The organism is Paracoccus sp. IB05, assembly GCF_016405985.1.
Taxonomy (GTDB): Bacteria; Pseudomonadota; Alphaproteobacteria; order Rhodobacterales; family Rhodobacteraceae; genus Pseudogemmobacter.
Map to the genome: position 1 here is coordinate 43,234 of NZ_JAEFCF010000003.1, position 23,860 is coordinate 67,093.

The 23,860-nt window shown below is 64.1% G+C and carries 25 protein-coding genes; 12 read left to right on the forward strand and 13 right to left on the reverse strand.

The features are described from left to right. Positions 1-17 precede the first annotated feature (17 nt). The 4 genes from JC607_RS02955 to JC607_RS02970 are packed head-to-tail and all read right to left on the reverse strand — an operon-like array spanning position 18 to position 4,641. Entirely contained in the window at positions 18-1,421 is a 1,404-nt protein-coding gene (locus JC607_RS02955) for a deoxyribodipyrimidine photo-lyase (protein WP_198835463.1), read from the reverse strand. Then, complete coding sequence (locus JC607_RS02960) at positions 1,418-2,578, reverse strand: cyclopropane-fatty-acyl-phospholipid synthase family protein (protein WP_198835464.1); 1,161 nt, start codon at positions 2,576-2,578, stop codon at positions 1,418-1,420. Before JC607_RS02960 ends, JC607_RS02955 begins: the two co-directional genes overlap by 4 nt. Beyond that, positions 2,578-3,357 (reverse strand): DUF1365 domain-containing protein, encoded by a 780-nt coding sequence (locus JC607_RS02965; protein WP_198835465.1) that lies wholly within the window; start codon positions 3,355-3,357, stop codon positions 2,578-2,580. Before JC607_RS02965 ends, JC607_RS02960 begins: the two co-directional genes overlap by 1 nt. Positions 3,358-3,360: 3 nt before the next feature. Then, positions 3,361-4,641, reverse strand: coding sequence for an NAD(P)/FAD-dependent oxidoreductase (locus JC607_RS02970; RefSeq protein WP_198835466.1), 1,281 nt, complete (start codon positions 4,639-4,641; stop codon positions 3,361-3,363). A gap of 114 nt (positions 4,642-4,755) precedes the next feature. Here JC607_RS02970 and JC607_RS02975 point away from each other — a divergent pair, with 114 nt between their 5' ends. Genes JC607_RS02975 through JC607_RS02985 form a run of 3 tightly spaced genes read left to right on the forward strand, consistent with a single transcriptional unit; the run spans position 4,756 to position 6,834 of the window. Further along, entirely contained in the window at positions 4,756-5,448 is a 693-nt protein-coding gene (locus tag JC607_RS02975; protein WP_370584741.1) for a sigma-70 family RNA polymerase sigma factor, read from the forward strand. Continuing rightward, complete coding sequence (locus tag JC607_RS02980) at positions 5,445-6,080, forward strand: ChrR family anti-sigma-E factor (RefSeq protein WP_198835467.1); 636 nt, start codon at positions 5,445-5,447, stop codon at positions 6,078-6,080. The genes JC607_RS02975 and JC607_RS02980 overlap by 4 nt, the downstream gene beginning before the upstream one ends. Before the next feature lie 4 nt (positions 6,081-6,084). Continuing rightward, the gene (locus tag JC607_RS02985; protein ID WP_198835468.1) at positions 6,085-6,834 is read left to right on the forward strand and encodes an SDR family oxidoreductase; all 750 of its coding nucleotides are present in this window, start codon (positions 6,085-6,087) and stop codon (positions 6,832-6,834) included. On the opposite strand, the gene JC607_RS02990 is transcribed toward JC607_RS02985, so the two are convergent. The 5 genes from JC607_RS02990 to JC607_RS03010 form a co-directional block, all read right to left on the reverse strand. Then, positions 6,815-7,216 (reverse strand): DUF2177 family protein, encoded by a 402-nt coding sequence (locus tag JC607_RS02990; RefSeq protein WP_198835605.1) that lies wholly within the window; start codon positions 7,214-7,216, stop codon positions 6,815-6,817. The two genes, JC607_RS02985 and JC607_RS02990, sit on opposite strands and share 20 nt — an antisense overlap. Before the next feature lie 1,585 nt (positions 7,217-8,801). Beyond that, on the reverse strand, positions 8,802-9,437 hold the full coding sequence (locus JC607_RS02995; RefSeq protein WP_198835469.1) for a bifunctional 2-polyprenyl-6-hydroxyphenol methylase/3-demethylubiquinol 3-O-methyltransferase UbiG: 636 nt from the start codon (positions 9,435-9,437) through the stop codon (positions 8,802-8,804). Between the two features lie 40 nt (positions 9,438-9,477). Next, positions 9,478-10,365, reverse strand: coding sequence for an NAD(P)/FAD-dependent oxidoreductase (locus JC607_RS03000; RefSeq protein ID WP_198835470.1), 888 nt, complete (start codon positions 10,363-10,365; stop codon positions 9,478-9,480). Between the two features lie 5 nt (positions 10,366-10,370). Beyond that, positions 10,371-10,814, reverse strand: a complete 444-nt coding sequence (locus tag JC607_RS03005; RefSeq protein WP_198835606.1) for an Rrf2 family transcriptional regulator — start codon at positions 10,812-10,814, stop codon at positions 10,371-10,373. 160 nt (positions 10,815-10,974) lie between these two features. Then, positions 10,975-11,859, reverse strand: coding sequence for an NmrA/HSCARG family protein (locus JC607_RS03010; protein WP_198835471.1), 885 nt, complete (start codon positions 11,857-11,859; stop codon positions 10,975-10,977). A 98-nt stretch (positions 11,860-11,957) separates the two neighbouring features. On the opposite strand from JC607_RS03010, the gene JC607_RS03015 reads away from it, so the two are divergent. Continuing rightward, positions 11,958-12,362 carry a helix-turn-helix domain-containing protein gene (locus JC607_RS03015; protein WP_304612917.1) on the forward strand — a complete coding sequence of 135 codons (405 nt, stop codon included), beginning with the start codon at positions 11,958-11,960 and terminating at the stop codon, positions 12,360-12,362. Positions 12,363-12,500: 138 nt separating this feature from the next. Here the strand turns inward: JC607_RS03015 and JC607_RS03020 are convergent, their stop codons facing one another. Beyond that, positions 12,501-13,427, reverse strand: coding sequence for an AraC family transcriptional regulator (locus tag JC607_RS03020; protein ID WP_198835473.1), 927 nt, complete (start codon positions 13,425-13,427; stop codon positions 12,501-12,503). 105 nt (positions 13,428-13,532) lie between these two features. On the opposite strand from JC607_RS03020, the gene JC607_RS03025 reads away from it, so the two are divergent. Beyond that, complete coding sequence (locus JC607_RS03025) at positions 13,533-14,285, forward strand: SDR family oxidoreductase (protein WP_198835474.1); 753 nt, start codon at positions 13,533-13,535, stop codon at positions 14,283-14,285. A gap of 26 nt (positions 14,286-14,311) precedes the next feature. On the opposite strand, the gene JC607_RS03030 is transcribed toward JC607_RS03025, so the two are convergent. Both JC607_RS03030 and JC607_RS03035 read right to left on the reverse strand, forming a co-directional pair. Next, entirely contained in the window at positions 14,312-14,809 is a 498-nt protein-coding gene (locus JC607_RS03030; protein ID WP_198835475.1) for a hypothetical protein, read from the reverse strand. Positions 14,810-14,911: 102 nt separating this feature from the next. Next, positions 14,912-15,337, reverse strand: a complete 426-nt coding sequence (locus tag JC607_RS03035) for an organic hydroperoxide resistance protein (RefSeq protein WP_198835476.1) — start codon at positions 15,335-15,337, stop codon at positions 14,912-14,914. 118 nt (positions 15,338-15,455) lie between these two features. On the opposite strand from JC607_RS03035, the gene JC607_RS03040 reads away from it, so the two are divergent. Further along, complete coding sequence (locus JC607_RS03040; protein ID WP_198835477.1) at positions 15,456-15,899, forward strand: MarR family winged helix-turn-helix transcriptional regulator; 444 nt, start codon at positions 15,456-15,458, stop codon at positions 15,897-15,899. A 303-nt stretch (positions 15,900-16,202) separates the two neighbouring features. On the opposite strand, the gene JC607_RS03045 is transcribed toward JC607_RS03040, so the two are convergent. After that, positions 16,203-16,376 carry a hypothetical protein gene (locus tag JC607_RS03045; RefSeq protein WP_198835478.1) on the reverse strand — a complete coding sequence of 58 codons (174 nt, stop codon included), beginning with the start codon at positions 16,374-16,376 and terminating at the stop codon, positions 16,203-16,205. A gap of 36 nt (positions 16,377-16,412) precedes the next feature. On the opposite strand from JC607_RS03045, the gene JC607_RS03050 reads away from it, so the two are divergent. From JC607_RS03050 to JC607_RS03075, 6 genes are all read left to right on the forward strand, one after another. After that, positions 16,413-17,003, forward strand: a complete 591-nt coding sequence (locus JC607_RS03050) for a hypothetical protein (RefSeq protein ID WP_198835479.1) — start codon at positions 16,413-16,415, stop codon at positions 17,001-17,003. A gap of 180 nt (positions 17,004-17,183) precedes the next feature. Continuing rightward, the gene (dhaL, locus tag JC607_RS03055) at positions 17,184-18,914 is read left to right on the forward strand and encodes a dihydroxyacetone kinase subunit DhaL (RefSeq protein ID WP_198835480.1); all 1,731 of its coding nucleotides are present in this window, start codon (positions 17,184-17,186) and stop codon (positions 18,912-18,914) included. Between the two features lies 1 nt (position 18,915). Next, on the forward strand, positions 18,916-19,569 hold the full coding sequence (dhaL, locus tag JC607_RS03060; protein ID WP_198835481.1) for a dihydroxyacetone kinase subunit DhaL: 654 nt from the start codon (positions 18,916-18,918) through the stop codon (positions 19,567-19,569). Further along, positions 19,569-21,620, forward strand: coding sequence for a bifunctional sugar-binding transcriptional regulator/dihydroxyacetone kinase subunit DhaK (locus JC607_RS03065; RefSeq protein WP_233092586.1), 2,052 nt, complete (start codon positions 19,569-19,571; stop codon positions 21,618-21,620). The genes dhaL (JC607_RS03060) and JC607_RS03065 overlap by 1 nt, the downstream gene beginning before the upstream one ends. A gap of 166 nt (positions 21,621-21,786) precedes the next feature. Continuing rightward, on the forward strand, positions 21,787-22,770 hold the full coding sequence (locus JC607_RS03070) for an ABC transporter permease (protein WP_198835482.1): 984 nt from the start codon (positions 21,787-21,789) through the stop codon (positions 22,768-22,770). A gap of 77 nt (positions 22,771-22,847) precedes the next feature. Continuing rightward, positions 22,848-23,849: a substrate-binding domain-containing protein gene (locus JC607_RS03075; protein WP_198835483.1), complete on the forward strand. Its 1,002-nt coding sequence runs from the start codon at positions 22,848-22,850 to the stop codon at positions 23,847-23,849. Positions 23,850-23,860 lie beyond the last annotated feature (11 nt).

Consider the following 23,860-nt stretch of genomic DNA (forward strand, 5'->3'; position numbering starts at 1 on the left):
TCTTCGCGCAGAGCCTGTCAATTGTCGTGGTTGAACCGCTCCAGCGCGGCAAGGGCGCGGCTGCGGCCATTGGCCAGCAGGGGCGCAGTGTCTGCGCTTCTCCATCTGGCGGGACTGTTCCAGGACGCGGGCAAGGTGGCAGCATAGGCCCGCGCGCCCTCGCCTTGCAGCCAGTGGTCGCGGTAGCGGCTTTCGGGGTCAAAGGTTGCGGCCTGCTTTTCCGGATTAAAGATGCGGAAAAACGGCGAGGCATCCGGGCCACAGCCGGCCACCCATTGCCAGTTCATCGCATTGGCCGCAGGGTCCCAGTCAGTCAGACTGTCCGCGAAATGGTGCAGCCCGATGCGCCAGTCGGTCATGAGATGCTTGGTGAGCCAGCTTGCCGCCACCATCCGCACGCGGTTGTGCATCCGCCCGGTCACCCGCATTTCGCGCAGACCTGCATCGACCAGTGCGATGCCCGTCTCTGCCCGGGCCCAGGCGGTGGCGGCAGGGCTTTCGCCTGCCCAGGGGAAGGCCGCCCATTCGGGACGCCAGGGCGCCTCCGGCATCTGCGGGAACGCCAGCAGCAGATGCCAGGCAAACTCGCGCCACAAAACCTCAGAAAGGAATTTCTCGCTGCCTGTGGCCAGGGATGGCTCGACCTCACCCCGCAGACTTGCCGTGGCCCAGATGCGGCGCGGGCTGATCTCCCCCAAAGCGAGATGCTCGGAAAGCCCCGAGGTTGCTTCGATATCGGGGCGGTCGCGATGGGTGGGGTAGTCCCTGGCGCGGTCAAAGAAATCATCCAGCCGCCCGAATGCAGCAGCCTCGCCTGCGGGCAGCGCTTGTTCTGCCAGCACGGCCGCGCCGCGATACATATCCGGCGCGAGGTTCAGGGTCTCCGCGCGCAGTTCCCCGATGGCTGGGAGTGCTGTCAGATGCCCGGGCGCCGCCAGCGGGCGATCCGGCCCGGCCTGCCGCACGGCACGGGCGAAGGGAGTATAGACCTTGTAACTGCCGCCCGCGCCGGTGCGGATCCGGGAGGGGTGGATCAGGAGGTGCCCAGAATGCAGGTGAAGCCGAACCGGCCCACTGCCGAGCGCATCACGCAAAGCCGCCTGCACCCTTTGCTGCGCAGGCGCGGGCCAGTCATTCTGATGAATGCCCGTCGCGCCGAGGCGGGCAGCGAGGGCGGGCAGCAGCGCTGCCGCCTCACCCTCCAACACGGTGATATGCTCGCCGGTCCGCGCCGCCCAGGCGGCATCAAAGGCGGCAAGCGCCCGCCCCAGCCGCCAGCGGCTGGCCGAACCTTGCGCCCGTGTCGCCGCATCCAGAATGAAGACCGGCAGGACAGGGCCGTCAGCGCAGGCCGCCGACAGTGCCGCGTTGTCATCAAAGCGGAAGTCGCGGCTCAGCCAGAGGATTGCAGGCATCGTCATGCCGCCATCGCCATATCATCGGCATGGCTGTATTCCACCTGCACCACATCCGTCCGCCCCGTCGCGAAAGTCGCGGCGCAGCCCTCGAGGTAATAGCGCCAGCCGCGCAGGAAGGCCGCATCATAGCCAAAACGGTGGATGCGCGGCGCGGCCTCGGCCATGCGGGCGGCCCAGATCCGGCAGGTGCGGGCATAGTCCTGCCCAAAGGAGAAACTGTGGCGCAGCGCCAGCCCGGCCATTGCGCCCTGATGCGAAAGGATCGCGGGACTGGGCAACATGCCGCCGGGGAAGATATGCTGGCGGATGAAGTCGGACCTTTTACGATAGACCGAGAATTCCGCGTCCGAGACGGTGATCGCCTGCAGGACCGCCCGGCCTCCGGGCGCGAGGCGGGCTTTCAGCGTGGCGAAATAGGCGGGCCAGTAGCGTTCGCCCACCGCCTCGATCATCTCGACCGAGACGATATTGTCGTATTGCCCGCTGGCATGACGATAGTCCTGCAGCCGGATCTCGGCGCGCCCGTCCAGCCGCGCATCGGCATAGCCCTTTTGCGAAGGGGACAGCGTCAGCCCGGTGACATGGCGGCCGGTATTGGCAGCAGCCTCGGCAAAACCACCCCAGCCGCAGCCGATTTCGAGGATCCGCTCGCCGGGCGCAAGGCGCGACAGGATACGGTCATTCTTGCGGGCCTGCGCGGTCTCCAGATCATCCGTGCCGTCAAACAACGCCGAGGAATAGCTCATGCCGGGGTCGAGCCAGAGCTGGTAGAACTCATTCCCGACATCGTAATGCGCGCGAATGTTGCGCGACGAGCCGGTCAGCGAATTCGCGCGCAGCCGGTCGGTCAGGCGAAAGCGCAGACCGGAAAGCAGCCCCTGCCGGGCCTGCCCGCCAAGGTGGTCAAGGTTGCGGATCGCGAGCACCAGGAGCGCCTCGAGATCCGGGCTGTCCCAATGACCGGCGATATGGCTCTCGCCAAATCCGACATCGCCGCGCTGCGCCAGCGCGGACAGCATGGCCCAGTCGGTGATATGGATCGCGGCTTCGGGGCCATCGGATCCAAACTGGTGGCGGTGGCCTTCGGGGGTGGTCAGGGCAAGACGCCCGTGGCGGATGCCCTCAAGCGAGGCGAGAAAGCGGTTTCTAAGCAGGCTCATCAGCTGATTTCCTCATCCGGGGGCACGGGCAGGCGGCGATAGGTGGCGCCCTTCAGTCGCAGGCGCAGGGCCTGCCAGTAGATCAGAACGACGATCCGCAGCGCCCCTCCCGGACGGCGCAAGGCGGCGCCAAGCAGCGCGGGCTGGCGCAGGGGGCGGGGTATCGCTTGCAGGGTTGCGAGCAGACCCTCCGCGCCGTTGATCTGCCGGATCAAAATCGCAAACCTGTCGTTGGTCACTGTGAAGCGGAACTCGTATCCGCCCGCAACATCCTGAAAAGGCGAGACATGGAACAGCTTTGCAGTGCTCAGCCGGTCTTCGGGGCGGATCGGAGCGAAATCTTCCAGGTGGCACAGATAGGAATGACGCTGGCCGAAGGTATTGTTGACCTCGGCAATGACGGCCAGCAGATCCGGGCCGCGCAGGACCATCCAGAAGCTGACCGGATTGAACCAGAAGCCGAGAAAACGTGGCTGCGCCATCAGCGCGAGGGTCATTGTGCCATCGCGTGTCAGCGCAGCCTGTTCCAGCGCCGCCCATGCCCAGGCCGCCCCGGCGCCCGCCTTGCGCCTGCCGCCATGGTCGGGCTGATGAAAGCTGAATAGCCCCAGTCGGCCCAGCCGGAACAGGCCCTGCGGGCGGACAGCCTCGGGCGAGAGCAGCAGATAATCCACGCGGTAGCGGAAGGCGTGGCGCAGCGCACCACGTCTGGCATGGCTGACATCTGCCGTCAGGTGCAGCACCTCTCCCCCCCTGAGGGTGGATGCGAGATCACCCATCCCTCAAACCCTCGCGGGCGAAAGCTGGTGGGCGATCCGCATGGCGCTGGCAAATCCATCCTCGTGGAAGCCATTGCGCAGCCAGGCACCGGCAAACCAGGTCTGCCGCTGGCCCTGCATCCCCCGCAAAGCGGTCTGGGCATTCAGCGCGGCATGGTCGAAAACCGGATGGCGATAGACCGTCTCTTCATAGATCAGCGCCGGGTCGATGGTCGTGCCGGGGTTGAGGGAGACGAAAAGCGGATCCTCCTCGGGCAGCGATTGCAGCCGGTTCATCCAATAGGTGACGCCAACAGCCTTGCCCGCAGCCGGGTCGTCATCGCGGTAGATCCACGAGCTCCAGCATTTGCGGCAGGTTGGCATCACTTGCGGATCGGCATGCAGCACGGAGCGGTTGTCCTGGAACCGCACCGCGCCCAGGGCGGCAGTCTCAGCCCCCGACGGGTCACTCAACAAGGCCAGCGCCTGATCGGCATGGCAGGCCATAACCACGTGGTCGAAGCTCTCTGCCGTGCCGTCGGTCTGAACGACCACCCCGGTATCGCTGCGCGTGATCGCACGGACCGGGGTCGCTGGCCGCAGGCTGACCCCTGCCGCCGCCAGCCGATCCCTGAGCAGGGTCACATAGCTGATGCTGCCTCCCGAAACCGTCCACCACTGATGCTGACCGCCACGCGACATCAGCGCATGATTGGACATGAAGCGCAAAAGTGCTTCTGCCGGGAAGGCACCGATCTGGCGCGCAGGTGTCGACCAGATCGCGCCGCAGATCGGATAAAGATACTGGTCGCGAAACCGCGCGCCGAGGCCCAAGTCCCGGATCAACTGGTCAATGGTCAGTTCGGGGCGGCCCCGCGCGGACGCCTCGGCCTGCGCGTTGAAGCGCAGGATGTCACGGATCATCCGGTGAAAGCGGGGGCGCAACAGGTTCCGGCGCTGCGCGAAAACCGCATCCAGCGAGCGCAGCGCATATTCCAGGCGGCCATGATCCAGCGAAACACCAAAGCTCATGTCGCTGCGCTGCACCGGCACATCCAGATCGCGAAACATCGCCGTCAGATGCGGGTAATTGGCGTAATTGAAGACGATAAAGCCGGTATCGACCGCCACATCGCCACGCCGCCCGGCCATCACGGTACGGGCATGGCCGCCCAAGCGCGGGGCCGCCTCATAGAGCGTGACTTGATGGTGGCGCGACAGCAGCCAGGCCGAAGACAGGCCGGAAATGCCGCCGCCGATAATGGCGATCTTCTGCGGTGCGCCGCGGGATGCGTCAAAGGGCAAGGCGGTCTCCTTCGGTCCTGTCCGAGAGGAATACGCAACCCCCAGGGTAACAGATCATCACCCGACGTAAAAATCTCCTGCACCGGCAAATTCTGTGACGCGGTGATCTGATCCGTGAGCTGCAGCGTATTCCATTCCATGATGCAAGATGACCGCAGCAGCCAGAATGTGATAGCGCCGCCCGAGAGCAGGGGCGCAATGCATCATGGCGATGCGCGACCGGCATCCGAGGAGAACGGCTTTTTGTCCAATGACAAGACCAGCCCGACGCAGCCAACCCTATGGCTGCTTGCCGTGCGCGACCGCCGCGACCGCACGGCCTTTTTGCAGCTTTTCGACCATTTCGGCCCAAGGCTGAAGGCCATGCTGATCCGGGGCGGATTACGTGACGGCAGCGCCGAGGATGTTGTCCAGGATGTCATGCTGACGGTCTGGCACAAGGCCGCGCAGTTCGATGCGCACCGCGCCGAAGCCAGCGCCTGGATCTACCGCATCGCCCGCAATCGCCGCATCGATCTTGCCCGCCGCAAGCCGCCGCCCGAACCCGATCCGCTGGCAGAACCCGAAGGATCGGAGCCCGATGCGCCGCAGATCCTGGCGCTCGGGCAAGAGGCATCGATGCTGCGCCGCGCGCTGGAAGCACTGTCGCCCGATCAGGCGAAGGTACTGGAACAGGCCTATTTCGAGGATCTGCCGCACAGCCGCATCAGCGAGATGACCGGCCTTCCGCTGGGCACGATCAAATCCCGGATCCGCCTGGGGCTGGAACGACTGCGGCGCGACCTGAAAGATCTGAGGCAGCCATGACCGAGATCACGCATCACATTTCTGACCACCTGCTGGACGCCTATGTCACCGGCAATCTGCCGCATGCGTTTTCGGTTGTCGTCGCGGCGCATCTGTCGCTTTGCGACGCTTGCCGGGCACGTGCCGAGGCGGCCGAGATACTGGGTGGCGCGCTACTCGACCGCGTAGCACCGAGCGCCATGAGCTCCGGCGCGAAGGAACGGCTGCTTGCCGCGCTGGAGGATACGTCTCCGCCAAGCGCACCGATTGCACGCTCGGGCATCTTTCCTGCACCGGTGATGCAGGCGCTGGGCGGCCAGCCACCGAAATGGCGGATGCTGGGCGGCGGCATCCGCCAGCAGATCCTTTCGGCGGATCGGGAGGGGTCGTTGCGCCTCCTTTACATCCCGGCAGGCCGGGCTGTGCCCGAGCACAGTCATGGCGGGCTGGAGTTGACGCTGGTGCTGCAGGGCAGTTTCTCGGACAGCGAGGGGCGCTTTGGCGTGGGTGATGTTGAGACCGCTGGCGATGAGATCGACCATCAGCCCATGGCCGGGATGGAAGGCCCCTGCATCTGTCTGGCCGCAACCGATGCGCCTTTGCGGTTCCGCGCGATGATCCCGCGCCTGCTGCAACCGCTGTTCCGGATCTGAGCCGATGGGGCTCAGCGGCAAAACCGTCTGGATCATCGGGGCGAGCGAGGGGATCGGCGCGGCCCTCGCCCGCGCCTTTACACAAGAGGGCGCGACGCTGATCCTGTCGGCGCGCAACGCGATCGCGCTTGAAGCACTCGCTGCAGGCTGTGGCGGGGCACAGGTTCTGCCTCTCGACCTTGCGACGCCGGGCGCGCTTGATGTGGCCTGTGCCGGCATCACGCCGGGCAGTCTCGATGCGGTGATCTGCACTGCGGCGCTTTACGATCCCGGCCTGATTGCCGACCTCGACCCCGAGGCGACTGCGCGGCTGGTGACGGTGAACCTCCTCGGCAGCCTTGATGTCGCCCGCCTGACCCCGCCGCTGATCTGTGATGGGGGCCAGCTGGTTCTGTTCGGATCTGTCGCGGGCTATCTGGGATTGCCGGCAGGCCAGCCCTACAGCGCAACCAAGGCGGCGGTGAACAACCTCGCTGAAAGCCTCCGGGTCGAGTTGGCCCCGCGCGTCGATGTACGGCTGGTCTGTCCGGGTTTCGTCAGCACAAGGCTGACCGACAAGAACGCATTCAACATGCCCGCCATTGTCACGCCCCAGGAAGCGGCGCAGGCCGTAATCCGGGGGCTGCAGACCCGCGCGTTCGAACTACATTTCCCGAAGCGCTTTACGCTTGCGATGAAGTTGCTGAGATTGCTGCCCTATGCGCTGTCGCTGCGTCTGACCGCGCGCCTTGCGGTCAGGAAACCCGACCGCTAAGCGCTGCCACCCCCGCCCAGGCGGCAAATCCGGTCAGGGATGTGCCCCAAAGCCCGTCCACTACAACCTGCTTCCAGGACCAGTCAGCCAGGGTGGCATAATTCGTCATCTCATAGGTGCCATAGCACATCGCGCCAAGGAGCGCCCCATACCAAAGCGCCTGCATTGGCGCCCCTGCCTTCAACGCGGGCCAGGAGACGAACAGCAAAAGCCCGGCGACATAGAACAGGTAGAACACCGCCGCCGGTCCCAGCCGCAAGGGCGAGGCGAACAGATGTCCGACATGCGGCTCGAACACCGGGCGCACGATGTAGCGGATGCCCAGCATGTCGAGCCCCAGGAAGACTGTCGCCGTCACCGTGTAGAGCAAAATCACATTCAGCATGGGGAACCTTTCATGTTGCGGCTCAGTAGCGCGTGGCAGGGTGAAGGTGCTCGGCTTCGCGCTGGCGGGCTCTGGGTGTTTCTGCGCGTCGGATTCTTATCTTGGTTATCTTATACGCCTGAACCCGCGCGCCGGATCAGTCTGGCGTGAACAAACTCTGGCAAGGTCATAGGATGTGCTACCTCGCGGCACCTTCACCTGTCACAATCACTGCGGCAAGGTGATCAGAAGCAGCAGAACGCCGGTCACCAGGACCGACAAGGAAAGCGGCCTGCCGAACAGAAGCAGAAACACCGTTGGTGCGCGATCCACAACTTGGCCCAATACTGTTGCCTCCTCCGTCGCCAGCCTGCGACCGGGCGACTGGAGGAATGGTCGCTTGCCCGCCCTATCAACATGCCTGGCACGGCCGTTGCCAGCACCATAGAACCCCTGATCGTCATGGTAGCGGCCGATCAGGGTTAGCCTGCCTTCCTGTTTTTGCAGTGCGCGAACAAATGGATCGAGAATGTGTGGTCGCTATCCTCGAGGGCGCGGCATCAGGCAGCGTCGAGTCCAAGGCGATCTGGCCGTCCAGCTGCAACCTGTCACCGAAAGCCCGCATATGTGTTGATTTCATCGCCTCTCAACTGGTGATCGCACCTGCTGGAGAGTGACCAGATCAACGGCAGAAGTGTTCCACAGACCTGCGATCTTGGCCGCGATTTCGCTGCGGTGCTAGTCGAATGTCGGCTTCCAGAAATGCGGCCATGCAGCATCGGCAGGGGCCGAGCTTGCCAAACTCTGGCCGCCCCCTGCGTCCAGTGATCCCTGCTGGTCGCTGCAGTGCAGCATGTTTCTCCGGGCCATAGCTGACGGTCGTAGGTTTGTGCGACGCGTTGATCCAGAATATCCGTTCCATGAGCCGTAACTTCAGCTCTTTCTTCAGCCCGGTATCGTCGAAAAAGTTCGGGGCGTTCAACGCCCTTCCGCAGCTCATCCAGTATTTCCTTGGAGATCGTCCACCATGCTTATTTTCGATGAAGCATAGACCGGATCAGCCATACACAAAGACCGAACACTCTCACTGAATACGTTGAGCCGCGCCCTAACAGCAGTCAGATACTCTCGAACAAGCGTCCGAGGACGATGACAACAATCAGCAGGCCGACAGACAAGAGGGCGCAACAGAAACCAAAGCGGTTCAGCCTCTCTTCCACCGATGCGGCCCCACCGAGCTTCCTGAGCTTTTTGCTACGGAGAATGGCCAGGGCGGCGGCGGCCCATTCCCATAAAGCTGACTGCCGAAGCGAGGAGAGTTGCCAGTAGTGCCATAGCTTCTCCTCTATATTTCAGGTCAACCGGCACGGCGAGCATAATGCGGCATCCGGTCAAGGCCATGCGCAGATTACCCCCTTCACGACCAGCTTAGCCCCATCAGATAGGCTATCTTGAAGCTCAATGACCGCTTCGCCCCGCATCGCTGCGATCGAGGCCGTCTTCTCCGTGAGCACATCCCCGATGCCTGTGGAGGTGCAGCTTCTGGCAACAGCGCCTCAGCGGACCTCGTCCTGAAAGCCCGCCTCCCGTCGCTGCCTTTTCGTCAAGCGGCGCATCTCTGCAGCCAGACCAGGTTGTCCCAAAGCTCAGCTGATGTGCCATCCGGGCCTTTTCCGAAGCGCGAGACCTTCTCGGCCTTCCGAATGACCCAATCCTCTGGCGCATCAGCGATTACCTCCAATTCCTCTTCCACCGTTGGGAAGGGGTCGGCCTTCGCCAGCATCTCTGCACTCGCCCAGGGTGGCGGCGCGGCATGTGATACGATCAGAAGATAGCCGCCAGGCGCGACGCGTCCGGCTGCCTCCCGCAGCACCCGAGCGCGCGGCAGATCGACATGGCTTTGAAAATAAAGCGCAGTGATCAAATCGAAGGAGCCGTCCGGCAGGCCCTGCCCCAGATCCCGCGCCTCGAACCGGGCGTGGCCCTGCAGCTCAAGCGAGGCCGCGCGGGCCGTTGCGCGGTCGCAGGCGACGCCCGAGATGTCGACCCCGAGCGCCTGCCAGCCCTGCGTCGCAAGCCAGACGACATCGTCGCCATTCGACGAGCCGAGATCGAGAGATCGCCCCGGGGTCAGCCCCTCCGTAATCTGCACCAGCAGCTTGCTCGGCTGTCCCGACGACGTGCTGCGCTTCGTGCAGTAGATCTCATCCCAATGCGCGCGGGGATCGGCGTCGGTCATGGTAGCCTCCTTGAATATCGAACCTGCGAAATCACAGCGATCAGCCTTCCGGCCAGACGAACGAGCGGTGGAGCTGCGCGCCCGCCCAGGCGCCATCGCCCACCGCCAGCGACACCGAATGCGGCACTCGGGCCGCATCGCCGCAGGCGAAGACGCCGGCCAGATCGGTCTCCTTCGCCTCTCCGGTCGCGATCTGCAGGCCCATCGGTGTCTCGATCAGCCTGAAGCCCATCTTTGCCGCCAGATCGCTGGCCGGCGCGCAGCGTGGCGCGGTGAACAGACCCGCGAAGTTCAGGCGGCGCCCGTCGGTCAGCACCACCTCTGCCTCCGCTTCGATCCCGGTGATCGGCTGCCGCTCGACTGTGACTCCGCGACGGCCCAGATCCGCTTCCGCCCCGGCATCAAGGGGTGTGACGCCGTTGGTGAACAGGGTCGTCTCACCCCATTCCGGCAGCAGTTGCGCCTGGTGGACCGACATCGGTCCCGTGCCGATGACTCCGATGCGGCCCTGGTTCAGCTCGTAGCCATGGCAATAGGGACAATGATACACAGACCGCCCCCAGCGATCCGCCAGCCCCGGGATCGCGGGTAGCTCATCCCGCACCCCGGTCGCGAACAGCAGGCGGCGCCCGCGATGCTGGCTCCCCCCAGCCGTCTCCACCATGAAATCGTCCTTCCGGCCCGAGGCGGCGATTACCCTGCCCTCCATCCATTCCAGCGTCGCATAGGCCGTCAGCTGATTGCGGGCATTCGCATGGATGACCGCCGGATCGACCCCGTCCTGCCCCAGAAAACCATGTGAATGGCTGGCAAACCGGTTGCGCCGCTCGCCGGCGTCGATGATCAGCACTTTGCGCCGGGCACGCAGAAGCTGCAGGGCGGCTGCCATTCCGGCGTAGCTGCCCCCGATCACGATCACGTCCTGCATCTGGTCTAATCCTTGCTTGCGCGCCTTTCCGCATGCCGCCGCGCGAAATCGGCGGCCAGATCGGCGAGGGTTACATCGGCGAAGCGGTCGAGCAGCAGCGCCTCCGCCTCGAGGAAGGCCTTGTCGAGCGCGGCATTCACCGCCTGCTCCACAAGGCATTCCGGGGTTTCGTTGCGGTTGCCGATCGCGAAGATCGCGGGCTCGCCCAGTGCCGCATGCAACTGGCGCAAGTTGACGGTCTTCAGATCGGCGCTGATGCGCCAGCCACCCGCATGCCCCCGCTCGGCCGAGACCAGCCCCGCCTCGCGCAAGAGCCCCATCGTACGGCGCACGACGACGGGATTGGCCCCGAGGCACTTCCCCAGGGCCTCAGAAGTCATCGGCCCCTCATGCTCTGCCATATGCAGCAAAGCATGGAGGACGGAGGAGAGACGGCTGTCACGCTTCATGTAACTATACATGTTACGATTCGGGACGAAGGTCAAGCCTGAGGCCGAAGCTTTGCTGCACCAACCTCCGGTGCTGACTTGCGGAACAAGGCTTTATGTCCACCAGGTCGCAGAGCCGCTCCAGCTCTCGTCACTCTGTGTCGCCCGGCACTTGCTACCGTCAGCCTGTGGTTCCCAGAGCCTGCTCAAGCGCCGCACGCCCACTTCCCGCGAGCCAGGAACGCAGGCTGAGCAGTTCCGGGTTGATCTCGCGCATGGCATCAAGGTCAACCCCTTCTGAAAGTGGGCCGTCTTCCAGGCTCTTCGCCATATGCGCGAGGTCCGCGTTTGCGGAGAGAACATCATCTTGGAAGCGCTCATAGGTGATCTGACGACCCGCAGCCTCAGAGAACGCCAGTTCCAGTTCGCGTCCTGTCACGCGGTCGCTGGCGATCTTCATGGTCTTACCGCCGAAACGAGCCCTGTCGGCAAACACGGCGGCAGCAAATTTGCCGATATCTTCCACCGCGGTCAGGTGGATCGCCTGATCCCGCCGGATCAGCGACACCAGCCGGCCCTGATCCAGTCCGAAGCCCGGCCGCACCAGCATCTCCATGAAGATCATCGGCCGGATGATGGTGACCGTGATGGGAAGGGCGCGGACATGCGCCTCGATGCGGGGCTTGGCGTCGAAGCGCGGCACGCCCGTCAGCACATCTCCCGCGCTGGCTCCCGAGGAGTAGAGGAGATGCTCGATGCCGGTTTCGGCTGCGATATCCGCAATCGCGATCCCATAGCGAACTTCGTCTTCAGCGGCCAGGTTCCCCGGCAATACGCTGAAGACACCATAGGCATCTTTCATGGCAGAGCGGATGACATCCTTGTCCTCGAATGAGCCCTGGATAAGATCAACGCCTGCATCCCGCAGCGTCAGAGATGCGGTACCCGTGGCGTCCAGGACAAGCGCTCGAACAGGCCGCCCTGCCCTCAGCAATGCCCTGGCGGCGGATCCTCCCTGCCGCCCGGTGGCGCCGAAAACCAGAATGGGTCTTTTATCATTGGTCATGGGATACCCTCGCATGGAACAAGGGCTATCCATATATACCGACGTAAACCCGCCGGAAGACGGCACATTTTACTGCATCAGGCACAAGAATGATACCCTTGGACGAACAGATTCATGCCGACGCGCCGCGAGGGTCCGGGGATAGCCGGGTGTTTCGACCCGTTGCATCAAACGGGGTCTGTGCGCTGCTGAGTGACAAGTGGACTGTTCCGGTGCTCTGGCGGCTTTCACTCGCAGAGGGACATCGGCTCCGCTTCTCAACGCTGAAGAAGGAAGTCGCTGGCGTGACGCAGCGTATGCTGACACTCACGCTGCGCAACCTTGAGCGCGATGGGCTGGTTGCCCGGTATTATTTCCCGGAAGTACCGCCACGCGTCGAATATGAACTGACCGACATGGGTATCGGCGCCTTGCGCGCCCTTGAGGGGTTCAACTTCTGGGTCCGTGACAACCTGCAGACCATAAGGGAACACCGCCGCGCTTACGACGAAGTGGGTTCGTAAGCCTTTATCATTCAAACCCTTTACGAGAAACTACGCCCCCTCGCCGCGCTTGAGCAAACGACCACTTCAAAGAACGACGCTATGCGGCATCAATGGCTCTCGACCGGGCTCTTGAGGCCGAGCAGGACGCGTCCTTCCTCAGACCGGCACATCCTCGGGCACCAACCGAGAGACCGACATCGCATATTGTCCCGGCGGCTGACCGACCTCGCGGGCAAAAGCCGTGTTGAATGCGCTGGCCGAGCCATAACCCAGGGCCGCGCCGATCTCCGCCAGACTGCCGTCCCCTCGCCGCAGCCGGTCCTTGGCGAGGCTCATCCGCCAGCCGGTCAAATAGGCCATCGGGGCAAGCCCGAGCTCGCGCTCGAACCGAGTAAAGAAGGCGGAACGTGACAGGCCCGCAGAGCGGGCCAGTTCCGCCACCGTCCAGGATCGCGCCGGATCGGAGTGCATGGCGCGCAAGGCGGTGGACAGATGCGGATCACCAAGCCCCCGCAACAGGCCTGGCGGGGCCGTGATGCCTCTGGATGCGCGGAAAGCCTCGATCAGCAGAACTTCCAGCAGCCGTTCCAGCACCACCTCGCGGCCCGGCCGCACCGCCCGCGCCTCATCGGCAACCAAGCGGATCAGCATCGCGAGCCGCGCCTCGCCACGGATCACAACCAGATCGGGGAGCAGCGTCAGCAGCAGCGCGGCATCCCGCGCGCCAAAGGTGCAGTGGCCGACAAGCTGCTGCGTCGTGACAGGCAGATCAGGATCACCGATGCGCACCTGCCCGGGCGCAAGCAGCACAGGCACGGAGAACTGCCCCTTCGGCAGGACGGGATCAGGGCTTGAGATCGTGAAGCGCTTGGCGGCCGGGATCAGCGCAAAGTCGCCCTCCTCAAGAAGGATCGGCGGGCGCCCGTCCACTTCAAGCAGCGCCCGCCCCGCAAGGGTCAGGTTGTAGAAGACGATGCTGTCCTCATCCCGGCGCACCCGCCAGGCACCAGAAGCGCTGGCGATCTTGGCATAGGGCGCGCCGGGACGCAGCAAGGTCACGATCTGGGTCAGCGGATCGGTCATGGCGAGCTCAGTGTGGACTTTCGATAAATCATCCAGGACTTCGGATTATAGGTCGTCGACTACGGGATGGCTAGATCGGGAGGGCAACAGAGAAAGGACTTCCCCATGCCCACCATTCTGATCACCGGCTGCTCCTCGGGCTTCGGCCTGGAAACCGCTCGGCACTTCCTGACAGAAGGCTGGAAAGTCATCGCCACGATGCGGACGCCGAATGCTGATCTTCTTCCTGCCTCCGACCGGCTGACGATCCTGCCACTGGACGTCACCGACGCCGCAAGCATCGCCTCAGCGGTGGCAGCCGCAGGCGAGATCGACGTGCTGGTGAACAATGCCGGTATCGGCTGGCTGAACGCGGTTGAAGGCACACCGATCCACGTCGTGCGCGACATCTTTGAGACCAACACCTTCAGCACCATCGCCATGATCCAGGCCGTGTTGCCGCAGTTCCGCACACGCCGCGCGGGGGTGATCATCAACGTGACCTCCAGCGTGACGCTGAAGAATTACGACCTGCTGTCGGTCTATACCGCCAGCAAGGCGGCCGTGAATGCGCTGACCGCGGTGATGGCGCTGGAGCTCGCTCCGTTCGGGATCCGCGCCCATGTCGTGTTGCCGGGCCAGGCGCCGGGCACCGCCTTTGGCGCCAATGCCCGCGAACGCCTGACGCAGGCTGGCGGCTTCCCGGAACCCTATGCCGAGATGGTTCAGGCGGTCTTTGCGCGGCTGGCCGGCGGGTCAGAAGATGAGCTGACCAGAGCGGAAGATGTGGCTGCGGCGATCTGGCGCGTCGCGACCGACCCGACCGCACCCATGCGCGTACCCGCAGGCGCCGATGCCGTGGCCTTGTTCAAAGGCTGAGGCCGGACAGGGCGCGCGCTTAAGTCTTAACGCGGCACGGCGTCGAAGTTACTTCCGGAGCGGCGCAGATGCAGAATCTGCGCCGTCAACCCGACGACGAGCAGGACGAGCAGCGTGCCGAGCGCGCCCAACAGGATCGGCGATTCCGGTCCCTTCGCGATGGGATTGCCATTTGGCACCCGGGTCAGGGTCTCGTTGACCGACGGCACCAGCAACAGGAAGACTGTCAAACTCAGAAAGATGGTCTCAAGGTAGCGAGCGGCGCGGCCAAGTGCCGATACGTGCCCGACCGTATAGCCTGCGACAAGCAGCACCAGGGTCACGATGCCAACCCCGATGCTGACCGGCTGTTTTGCGATCAGAAAGACCGTCAGCCCGCCGATCGCCATGAAGATGAACCAGGCCACACCCGCACCGGATCGGGGCACGATCCTCCCGTGGCGGGCAAGCATCCAAATCGCAAGCGGAATGGCCGGCAGGCTGCCAAGCGTGTGCAGCCAGCCCAGGGGAGAGATACCGAACATGGTGTTTTCCTGAGATGATGTTGGTTGAAGGCCACCGCCGATGTCTGGCGGGCGAGGCGACAGCCGGGCTGCGGCTGTCGCGGATACGTCGGGGACTTCTGCTCAGACCAGGGTCAGACCGACCTCGACATTGTTGCGGGTGGCGTTGGAATAGGGACAGGTCTGATGCGCGGCCTCGACCAGCTTTTGCGCTTCTTCGCGCGCAATGCCCGGCAGGCTGACCTCCAGATCCGCCGTGATGCCGAACCCGCCTTCGCTGCGCGGCCCGATCCCGACACTGGCCGTGATCGCTGCGCCAGCGGGAAGCTTCACCTTGTGCTGCCCCGCCACGACTTTCAGTGCGCCGAGGAAGCAGGCGGCATAGCCTGCTGCGAAGAGTTGTTCGGGATTGGTGCCCGGGCCGCCGGCACCGCCGAGTTCCTTCGGCGTCGACAGCACAACCTCGAGCCTGCCGTCTTCACTGCGGGCCTGCCCCTCACGGCCGCCGGTTGCGGTGGCTTTGGTGCGATAGAGAACCTGGACTGACATGGTCGCCCTTCTTTCTATTTCTCGATAATATTTATTGTGATAATATTCACTAGGTCACGCGCCCGACCCTGTCCAGCTTTTTGTTGTCGCGATAACGAATTTCGTGATAATCAGCCTCATGGCCCATGATCTGACCCTCGAAGACCAGCTCTGTTTCTCGCTCTATGCGACCTCCATGGCGATCAACCGGCTCTACAAGCCGCTGCTCGACCAGCTGCGGATCACCTATCCGCAATATCTGGTGCTGAGCGTGCTTTGGGAGGAGGACGGCCGCGGCGTCGGCGCGATTGCGGCGCGACTGGATCTGGAGCCGAGCACGATCACGCCGCTGGTCAAGCGGCTGGAGGCAGCCGGTCTGGTCACCCGCACCCGCCGCCCGGATGACGAGCGCAGTGTCTCGGTCGCGCTGACCCCGCGCGGGGCAGCGTTGAAGAGCGAGAGCCGTTGCCTTGGTGAAGCCCTGTTTACAAAGGCGGGCATGGCCGCAGAAGAGATGATCGCGCTCAACCGCAAGGTTCGGGATTTGCACGACGCCCTGACGGGCAGAACCAGCAAAATATAAGCTCTCCGAGGGCGACCGATCCCTCCGCGCTGACACGTGTGCCCGCAGGCGCTGAGGCTATAGCCCTGTTCAAAGGTTGTGCTCGGCCTCCGGGCGCAGAAGACATCGTCGTCCTACGCCCCTCATCCTCCTCTTTCCTTGCGGGCACCCGCTCTCATGCTCCTATCGACGCACGTCGCGGACGAAGACTCGTCATCCTTTAGTCAGATTCCAATCTAACTCAGGGTCGAGAACTGCGCTGCATCCCGCCAGACCACGAAATTCTGCGATCAAAGCATGAACATGAATTGCACACGATAGAGATCAACATACTGATTTAAAAAAGAAAAACATCCAATCCATCATAGGGGCGACAGATAGCCGGTGACTGCCGTAAACGCCTGATTTATCGATAATTTTTGGCATTTTTTCAGTCATACGCATCTTCTCATTTTTTGCCTGCTCAGGCCTGTTTTTGCCCATTTCGGAATGCTGCATGACACGGAGTCATACGGAAAACGCCTGGTGTCCTGCATGGTGACGATTGTGGGACGCCCCAGGAAGGACGTTACAACTGCGTATGTAGCGCAGATCACAAGGCGGGGCCACGGCGTCCAGGAAACGCGCTCTTTCGACCGGAGGATAACCGCGAAAGCCCTGGCGAAGAAAACCGAAGTCGAAATTGACGATGTGATCGCCGAAGGTCTTAAGCTGAAGACCACGCGGATACAGCGGAAGACTCTCGGGGATGCCATAGCCAGGTATGTCGAGCAATCCGTGAAGGTTATCGGGAAGACAAAGACCCAGGTTCTGCGCACGATCCGCAAAGACTGCCACATCGCAGATAAGCGGCGCGATCAGATCGACTCCGTCGAAATCGTCTGGTTCGCGCAGGAACTCCGCAACAGGCCCGGGCTGGCTTCACCCGTAAGCGTATTGAACTATCTCTCACATCTCCCGGCCGCATTCACCCGCGCCCCGGCGCTGTGGGGGTTCGATCCGGACCCACGCGAGATGGAGAAGGCAATGGTCCGGAACACGGGCGATCTGTGCAAAAGAGCGCAATTACAGGGGCACTGGCAGCAAGGATATTTGCGCCCTTGGCGCGCGCCCAAAGCAATCTGACATTTTTCAGTTGTGACTTGACAAAAATCAGCAGGCACGAAAAAACAGGCTCAGGACGGGGCCGGCAGCTTTGCAGCCCGCCGTCCGGAGGAGACCAGCTCAGTCCGAAATCCGGCCGGACCGCGCAGCCTGCGCGGGGCAAGGAGACGGCCTGGCTGCGAACGGAAAACGGGATCAGATATGCAACGCTTCCTCAACAACCCCGACGATATCGTCGATGAAACCGTCGCGGGATTTGTCCGTGCACATCGCGATCTTGTGCGGCTTGATCCCGACAATCCGCGTGTGGTCGTCTCGACGGCGGCACCGCAGCCGGGCCGTGTCGGCATCGTGACCGGCGGCGGATCGGGGCATGAGCCGGCCTTTATCGGCTATACCGGCCGCAATCTGGTCGATGCGGTGGCGGTGGGAGAGCTCTTCTCCTCGCCGACCGCCAAAAGCTTTGCCGACGCGATCCGCGCAGCCGATGGCGGCGCCGGGGTCGCGGTGCTCTACGGCAATTATGCCGGCGACAATATGAATGTGCGCATGGCGAAAGAGATGGTGACCCCGGACGGGATCGAGGTCGCCACGGTCGTTGCCAATGACGATGTTTGCTCGGCACCGCTGGCCGAGCGTGAGCGCCGGCGCGGCGTCGCGGGCGAGATCTTCATGTGGAAGATCGGCGGCGCGAAAGCGGCGAAAGGCGGCTCGCTTTCCGAGGTGATCCAGGCCGCACAAAAGGCAATCGATGCCTGCCGCTCGGTTGGTGTCGGCCTTGGACCCTGCACCCTGCCCGCTGTCGGCCATCCGAATTTCAAAATCGAGCCCGGCACGATGGAGGTCGGGATCGGCCATCACGGCGAGCCCGGCGTCCGGGTCGAGGCGCTGAAAACCGCCGATGCGGTGGCCGATGACATGCTGGAGATCGTGCTGGGCGATCACGGGCTGCAGGAGGGCGCCGAGGTCTCGGTGCTGCTTTCGGGCCTTGGCGCGACGCCGATCAATGAGCTTTACGTGCTCTATGACCGGATCGAGAGCCAATTGGATGCCAAGGGCATCCATGTTCACAAGGCTTTCGTCGGCAATTACTTCACCTCGCTTGAGATGGTCGGGGCGACGCTGACGGTGATGGCGCTGGATGGTGAACTGAAAGAGCTCCTCGATCTCGCAGCAGATGCGCCCGGCATGGCCACCGGTGCGGTGGCCGCGCCGAAAAACGCAGGGGTGGCCCATGGTCGCCATGCGGCCAGTGCCACGACCACCACCGCCACGGTCGCAAAGAATGTCACCCTCACCGGCGCATCCGTGCCGGTGGCGGGCAGCGCCGGGATCGTCCGCGAGATCGCCGCGGTGATCGTCGCCAACAAAGCGCATCTGTCGGAGATCGACGGGCTGATCGGCGATGGCGACCATGGGATCAATATGGCCAAGGGCTTTGGCCGCGCCGCAGACCGGATCCCGGAGGATGCCAGCTTTGATCAGGCGCTGCGGATCCTTTCGGATGTGCTGATGAGCGAGATCGGCGGCTCGATGGGCCCGCTTTATGGCTTCATGTTCCAGGGGATGGCCGATGAGGTTGCGGGCCGCCCGGGTCTTGATGCCGATGGCTTTGCGGATGTGCTGAATGCCGCCCTTGCGGGGGTGCGCCGGACCGGTTCGGCCCAGGTCGGTGACAAGACCCTGATCGATTGCCTTGTGCCCGCAGTCGAAGCCTTTGACGCGGCGAAAGCTCAGGGCCTTGCCCCCGCACTTTCCGCCATGTCTGACGCTGCGATCAAAGGCCGCGATTCCACCGTCGATCTGGTGGCAAAGATCGGCCGCGCCAGCCGGCTGGGCGAACGGTCTCGCGGGGTGCCGGATGCCGGCGCGACCTCTTGCTGCCTGATCCTGACCACGCTGGCGGATGCCGCGCTGAAACGCCTGGCCTGAAATGACCGATCTGAGCGCCGCAGATGTGACCGACCTGTTCCGCACCGTCTCGCTGCGGATCGGCGAGGCACGCGCGGCGCTTGGAGCACTTGATGGCGCCATCGGCGATGGCGACCACGGCAATTCCATGGCCGAAGGCTTTGCCGCCCTGACCCGGGCGCTCGTCTCCGCAACCCGCGAGGGCAAGGGCGCGGGCGAGCTGTTCCCCATCGCCGCCGAGAGCTTTCTCGACGCGGTGGGCGCCACCACCGGGCCGCTTTACGCCTCGGCCTTCCTGAGCGCCGGGCAGCTTTTCAGCGGCATGGACAGCATTCCCGCCGCCCGCATCCCCGAACTGGTCACCGCCTTCCATGACGGAATCGCACGGCGCGGCAAGGCGGGCGTCGGCGACAAGACCATGCTCGACGCCTGGCGGCCTGCTGCGCGTGCAGTTGCCGCCGCCGGCCCCGACCCGCTGGCCGCCCTTGCCGCCGCCGAAGCCGCAGCAAGCGAGGGCCGTGATGCCACCCGCGCCATGGTTGCAGCCCTTGGCCGTGCCGCGCGGCTTGGCAGCCGGACACTGGGCCATATCGACCCCGGCGCGGCCTCGGCCGTGATCATCCTCCAGGGCCTGCGCGAAGGCCTCACCGCTCGCCTGGCACGGGGGGCAAGCTGATGGCGGTCAAACCCGAAAGCGGCGTGCTGGCGGAAATGCCGATGCGCTTTGGCGACGATGCGCTCCTCTGGGCCGCCTGGCTTTATTACGAGGACGGGCTGACCCAGAGCGATATCGCGCAGAAGATGGGCCTGTCGCGCGCCTCGGTGAACACCTGGCTGGCCGATGCCCGCGCGCGCGGTCTCGTCAATATCGAGATCCAGCCCGAGCACTTTCGGGCGGTCTCTGTTGCGCGCGGTCTGAAGGACCATTTCGGCCTGCATGACTGCCTTGTGATCCCGTCGGAAGGCGACGGAAAGCCGCTGATCGAACGGCTTGGGCAGGCCGGTGCAATGGTGCTGAAACGGCTGGTGCGGTCGGGCGACACGCTGGCGGTGACCTGGGGGCGGTCGGTGCTGGCGCTGGCTTCGGCGCTGGATCATCCCGGGCTTGCCGATATCCGCGTGGTTCAGGCCACCGGCTCGACCACGGCACGCATCGCCTGGACGCCCGAAGCCTGCGCCTCGCGCCTTGCCTCGGCGCTTGGTGCGCGCTGGATCCCGCTGGCAGTGCCCGCGATCGTCTCATCACCCGCGATGCGCGCCATGCTGATGGAAGAGCCGGTGCTGGCGGAACAGCTTCAGGTTCTCTCCGAGGCCAATCGCATCATCATGGGCATCTCGTCGATGCGACCCGAAAGCACGATCCACAGCTCGGGGTTCCTCGAAGGCGTCGACCGTCACGCCCATTACCAGGACGCGGTCGGCAGCCTGTTGGGCCGGTTCATCTCGGCCAGGGGCGAGCTGGTCTCGGGGCCGGTCAATGACCGTACCATCGGGCTGGATCTCGACGGGCTGCGCCGCGTGCCGCAAAAGATCGCGGTGGCGGGCGGTATCGACAAGGTGGCCGCAATCCTTGCGGCATTGCGCGGCGGGCTGATCGATGTGCTGGTGACCGATGCCGCCACCGCCCGCGGCGTGCTGACCGCCGATGGCTGGCAGGAAAGCAGCCGCCGTCCGGCCCCTGCTGCGACTGTCCCCACAGCCACCCGCAGCCACGGCAAAAAACTGATAAATGAGGCGCGGAACGCCGTTGATGAAAGCCTCGCCGGCGCGCTGATGGCGCATGAGGCGCTGATCAGCCTTGTCCCCGGCACCAGCCGCGCCGTGATGGCGAAGCACGGCCCGCGCCCGGGCAAAGTCGGCATCGTGATCGGCGGCGGCGCCGGGCATGAGCCGGGCTTCTGGGGCTATGTCGGCCAGGGCCTCGCCGATGCGGCGGTGGTGGGGAATATCTTTGCCGCCCCGCCGCCCGGCCCGATCCTGGCCGCCAGCCGCGCCGTCGATGGCGGTGCCGGGCTTTTGTATATCTTCGGCAATTTCTCGGGCGATGTGATGAATTTCGAGATGGCGCGCGAGATGGCCGAGGCCGGCGGCATCCCGGTGCGCCAGATCATCACCACCGATGACATTGCCTCGTCAGAACCCGACAGCCGTGGCTCGCGCCGGGGCGTTGCGGGCAATGTCTTTGTCTTTCGCATCGCGGGCGCGGCCGCGGATCTTGGCGCCTCGCTTGAGGCCTGCGAGGCGGTGACGCGGCGCGCGGCGCAGCGCGTCTATACGATGGGCCTCGCGCTGGAACCCGCCCGCCTGCCCGATACCGGCCGCCCCGGCTACGAGCTGGGCGCGGATGAGATGGAGATCGGCGTCGGTGTCCATGGCGAGCCCGGGGTGGAGCGGCAGCAGCTGGTCTCTGCCGATGATGCCGCCGATCTGCTGCTGGACCGGATCCTCTCTGAGATGGCGCCGTCGCGCGGTGACCGGGTGGCGGTGCTGGTCAATTCGCTGGGCGGGACGCCCGCGATGGAGCTTTACATTCTCACCCGCCGCATCCGGCAGCGCCTGACGGCGCATGGCATCACTGTCAGCCACATGCTGGTCGGCCCCTATTACACCTCGCTGGATATGGCGGGCGTCTCGCTCTCGGTCCTGCATCTCGATGATGAGCTGGCGGCGCTGATGGACCATCCCTGCGACGCGCCGGCGCTGATGAGCAAAGGGGGCCGCGCATGAGCCGCTGCCGCGCCGGAAACCGGATCAGAAAACTGGCCACACAACAGGCCACACAACAGGCCCATGACATACGACAGCAAGCATTGACATTTGTCACGGGCCAGTGTCGATATACAGAACCGGATCAGGGCGCGCCGTCTGCCCCTGCCCCGGCGGGAGGAAGACCGTGATCAAGACCGCTGACCGCCAGACCGTGTTTCTGGCCCTGATCAATGTGATTGTGCTGGTGGCAGGCGCCCTGCTGGCCGGGGCGAATTTCGTTGACAGCTATAATCTGCAGGTGATGGCCGCGCAGGTGCCGGAACTGGGCCTGCTGGCGCTTGGCGTCGCGCTGGCGATGATTTCCGGCAATGGCGGCATCGACCTTTCCGGGATCGCGCTGGCGAACCTTGCCGGCATCACCGCCTTTCTGGTCGCAAGCCGCATCCTGCCCCCGGGCGATGCGCCTATGGCTTTCTCCTGGACTTTCGCCGGCATCGCGCTTTGCGTCGGTCTGGCCGGCGGGCTGATCAACGGGCTGATGATCGCCTATACCGGGCTGACGCCGCTGATCGCGACGCTTGGCACCCAGCTTCTGTTCACCGGGATCGCGGTCTGGCTGACCAATGGCTCTTCTGTGAGCCTCGGCTATATCCCGCCGCTGGATGATTTCGGCAATCTGCCGGTGCTGGGTGTGCCGCTGTGTTTCGCGCTGTTCGTGCTGATCGCGGGGCTGATCGGCTATCTGCTGCGCTTCACCCCCTTCGGCGTCAAGCTGATGCTGCTGGGATCGAATGAGAAAGCCGCCCGCTATGGCGGTATCCCGGTGAAGCGGATGATCGTCATCACCTATGCGATCTGCGGCATCCTCGCCTCGGTCGCGGGCATCGTGATCGCATCGCGCGCGGGCTCGGTGAAATGGGATTACGGCAGCTCTTACGTGCTGATCGCCATCCTGATCGCGGTCTTGGGCGGTGTTAAACCCGAAGGCGGATATGGCCGCGTCCTGTGCGTCCTGCTGGCCGCCACCGCATTGCAGATGCTGTCGAGCCTTTTCAACTTCCTCGGCATCTCGAACTTCTTCCGCGATCTGGCCTGGGGGGTGCTGCTTCTGGCGCTGCTGGCCTCGGCGCGGGTGGATCTGTCGTACTGGTTCCGACCGGCGCGATAACGGATGCGGCGCCGGCCCCGCAGGGCAGGCCGGATCGCTGCAAGACAAATGCCCCTGAAAACCGGAGGAGGACTACCATGAAAACACTCGCGAAACTGGCCGGAAGCGCCATGATCGCCGGTGCGATGGTCGCAGGCGCGGCCATGGCCCAGGACAAGCAGTCGATCACCACCGTGGTCAAGATCACCGGCGAAGGCTGGTTCGTGCGGATGGATGAAGGCGTGAAAGCGTTTGACGCCGACAATGAGGCCATCGACGCGGTTCAGGTCGGCCCGGCTCAGGCCGATGCCGCACAACAGGCCCGCATCATCGAAGACCTCGTGGCCAAAGGCGTCTCGGCCATCGCGGTCGTGCCGATGGACCCGGCGGCTCTTGAAGGCGTGCTGCGGCGTGCCCAGGCCCGTGGCATCAAGGTCATCGCGCATGAAGGCGACAGCATCGTCAACGCCGATGCCGATATCGAAGCCTTCGACAACGCAGCCTTCGGCCGCAAGATCAATGACGGCCTTGCGGAATGCATGGGCGGTGAGGGCAAATGGACGAGCTTTGTCGGCTCGCTCGGCAGCCTGACCCATAACATCTGGGCCGATGCCGGTGCTGAAAGCGCCGCAGCAAACCACCCGGGCATGGAGCTGGTCGCAGCCAAGAACGAGTCGTTCAACGACGCGAACAAGGCCTATGACAAGGCAAAAGAAATCCTGCGTGCCTATCCGGATATCAAAGGCTTCCAGGGTTCGTCGGCCATCGATGTGATCGGCATCGGCCGTGCGGTTGAAGAGGCCGGCCTTGTCGGCAAGGTCTGCGTCTATGGCCTCGGCCTTCCGAAAGACACCGGCCCCTATCTCGAATCCGGTGCGGTCAACCGCATCTATTTCTGGGATCCGAAAGATGCGGGCTATGTCATGAATGTCGTCGCCGCCAAAGTGCTGGCCGGCGAGGAAATCGCCGATGGCGCCGATCTCGGCGTGCCGGGCTATAACGCCGTCACCGTGACGCAGGGCCCGGGCAAGGGCATCATCATCCAGGGCGCTGCCTGGGTTGATGTCGGCAAAGACGAATACAAGAACTACCCGTTCTGATCTGCCCTCCC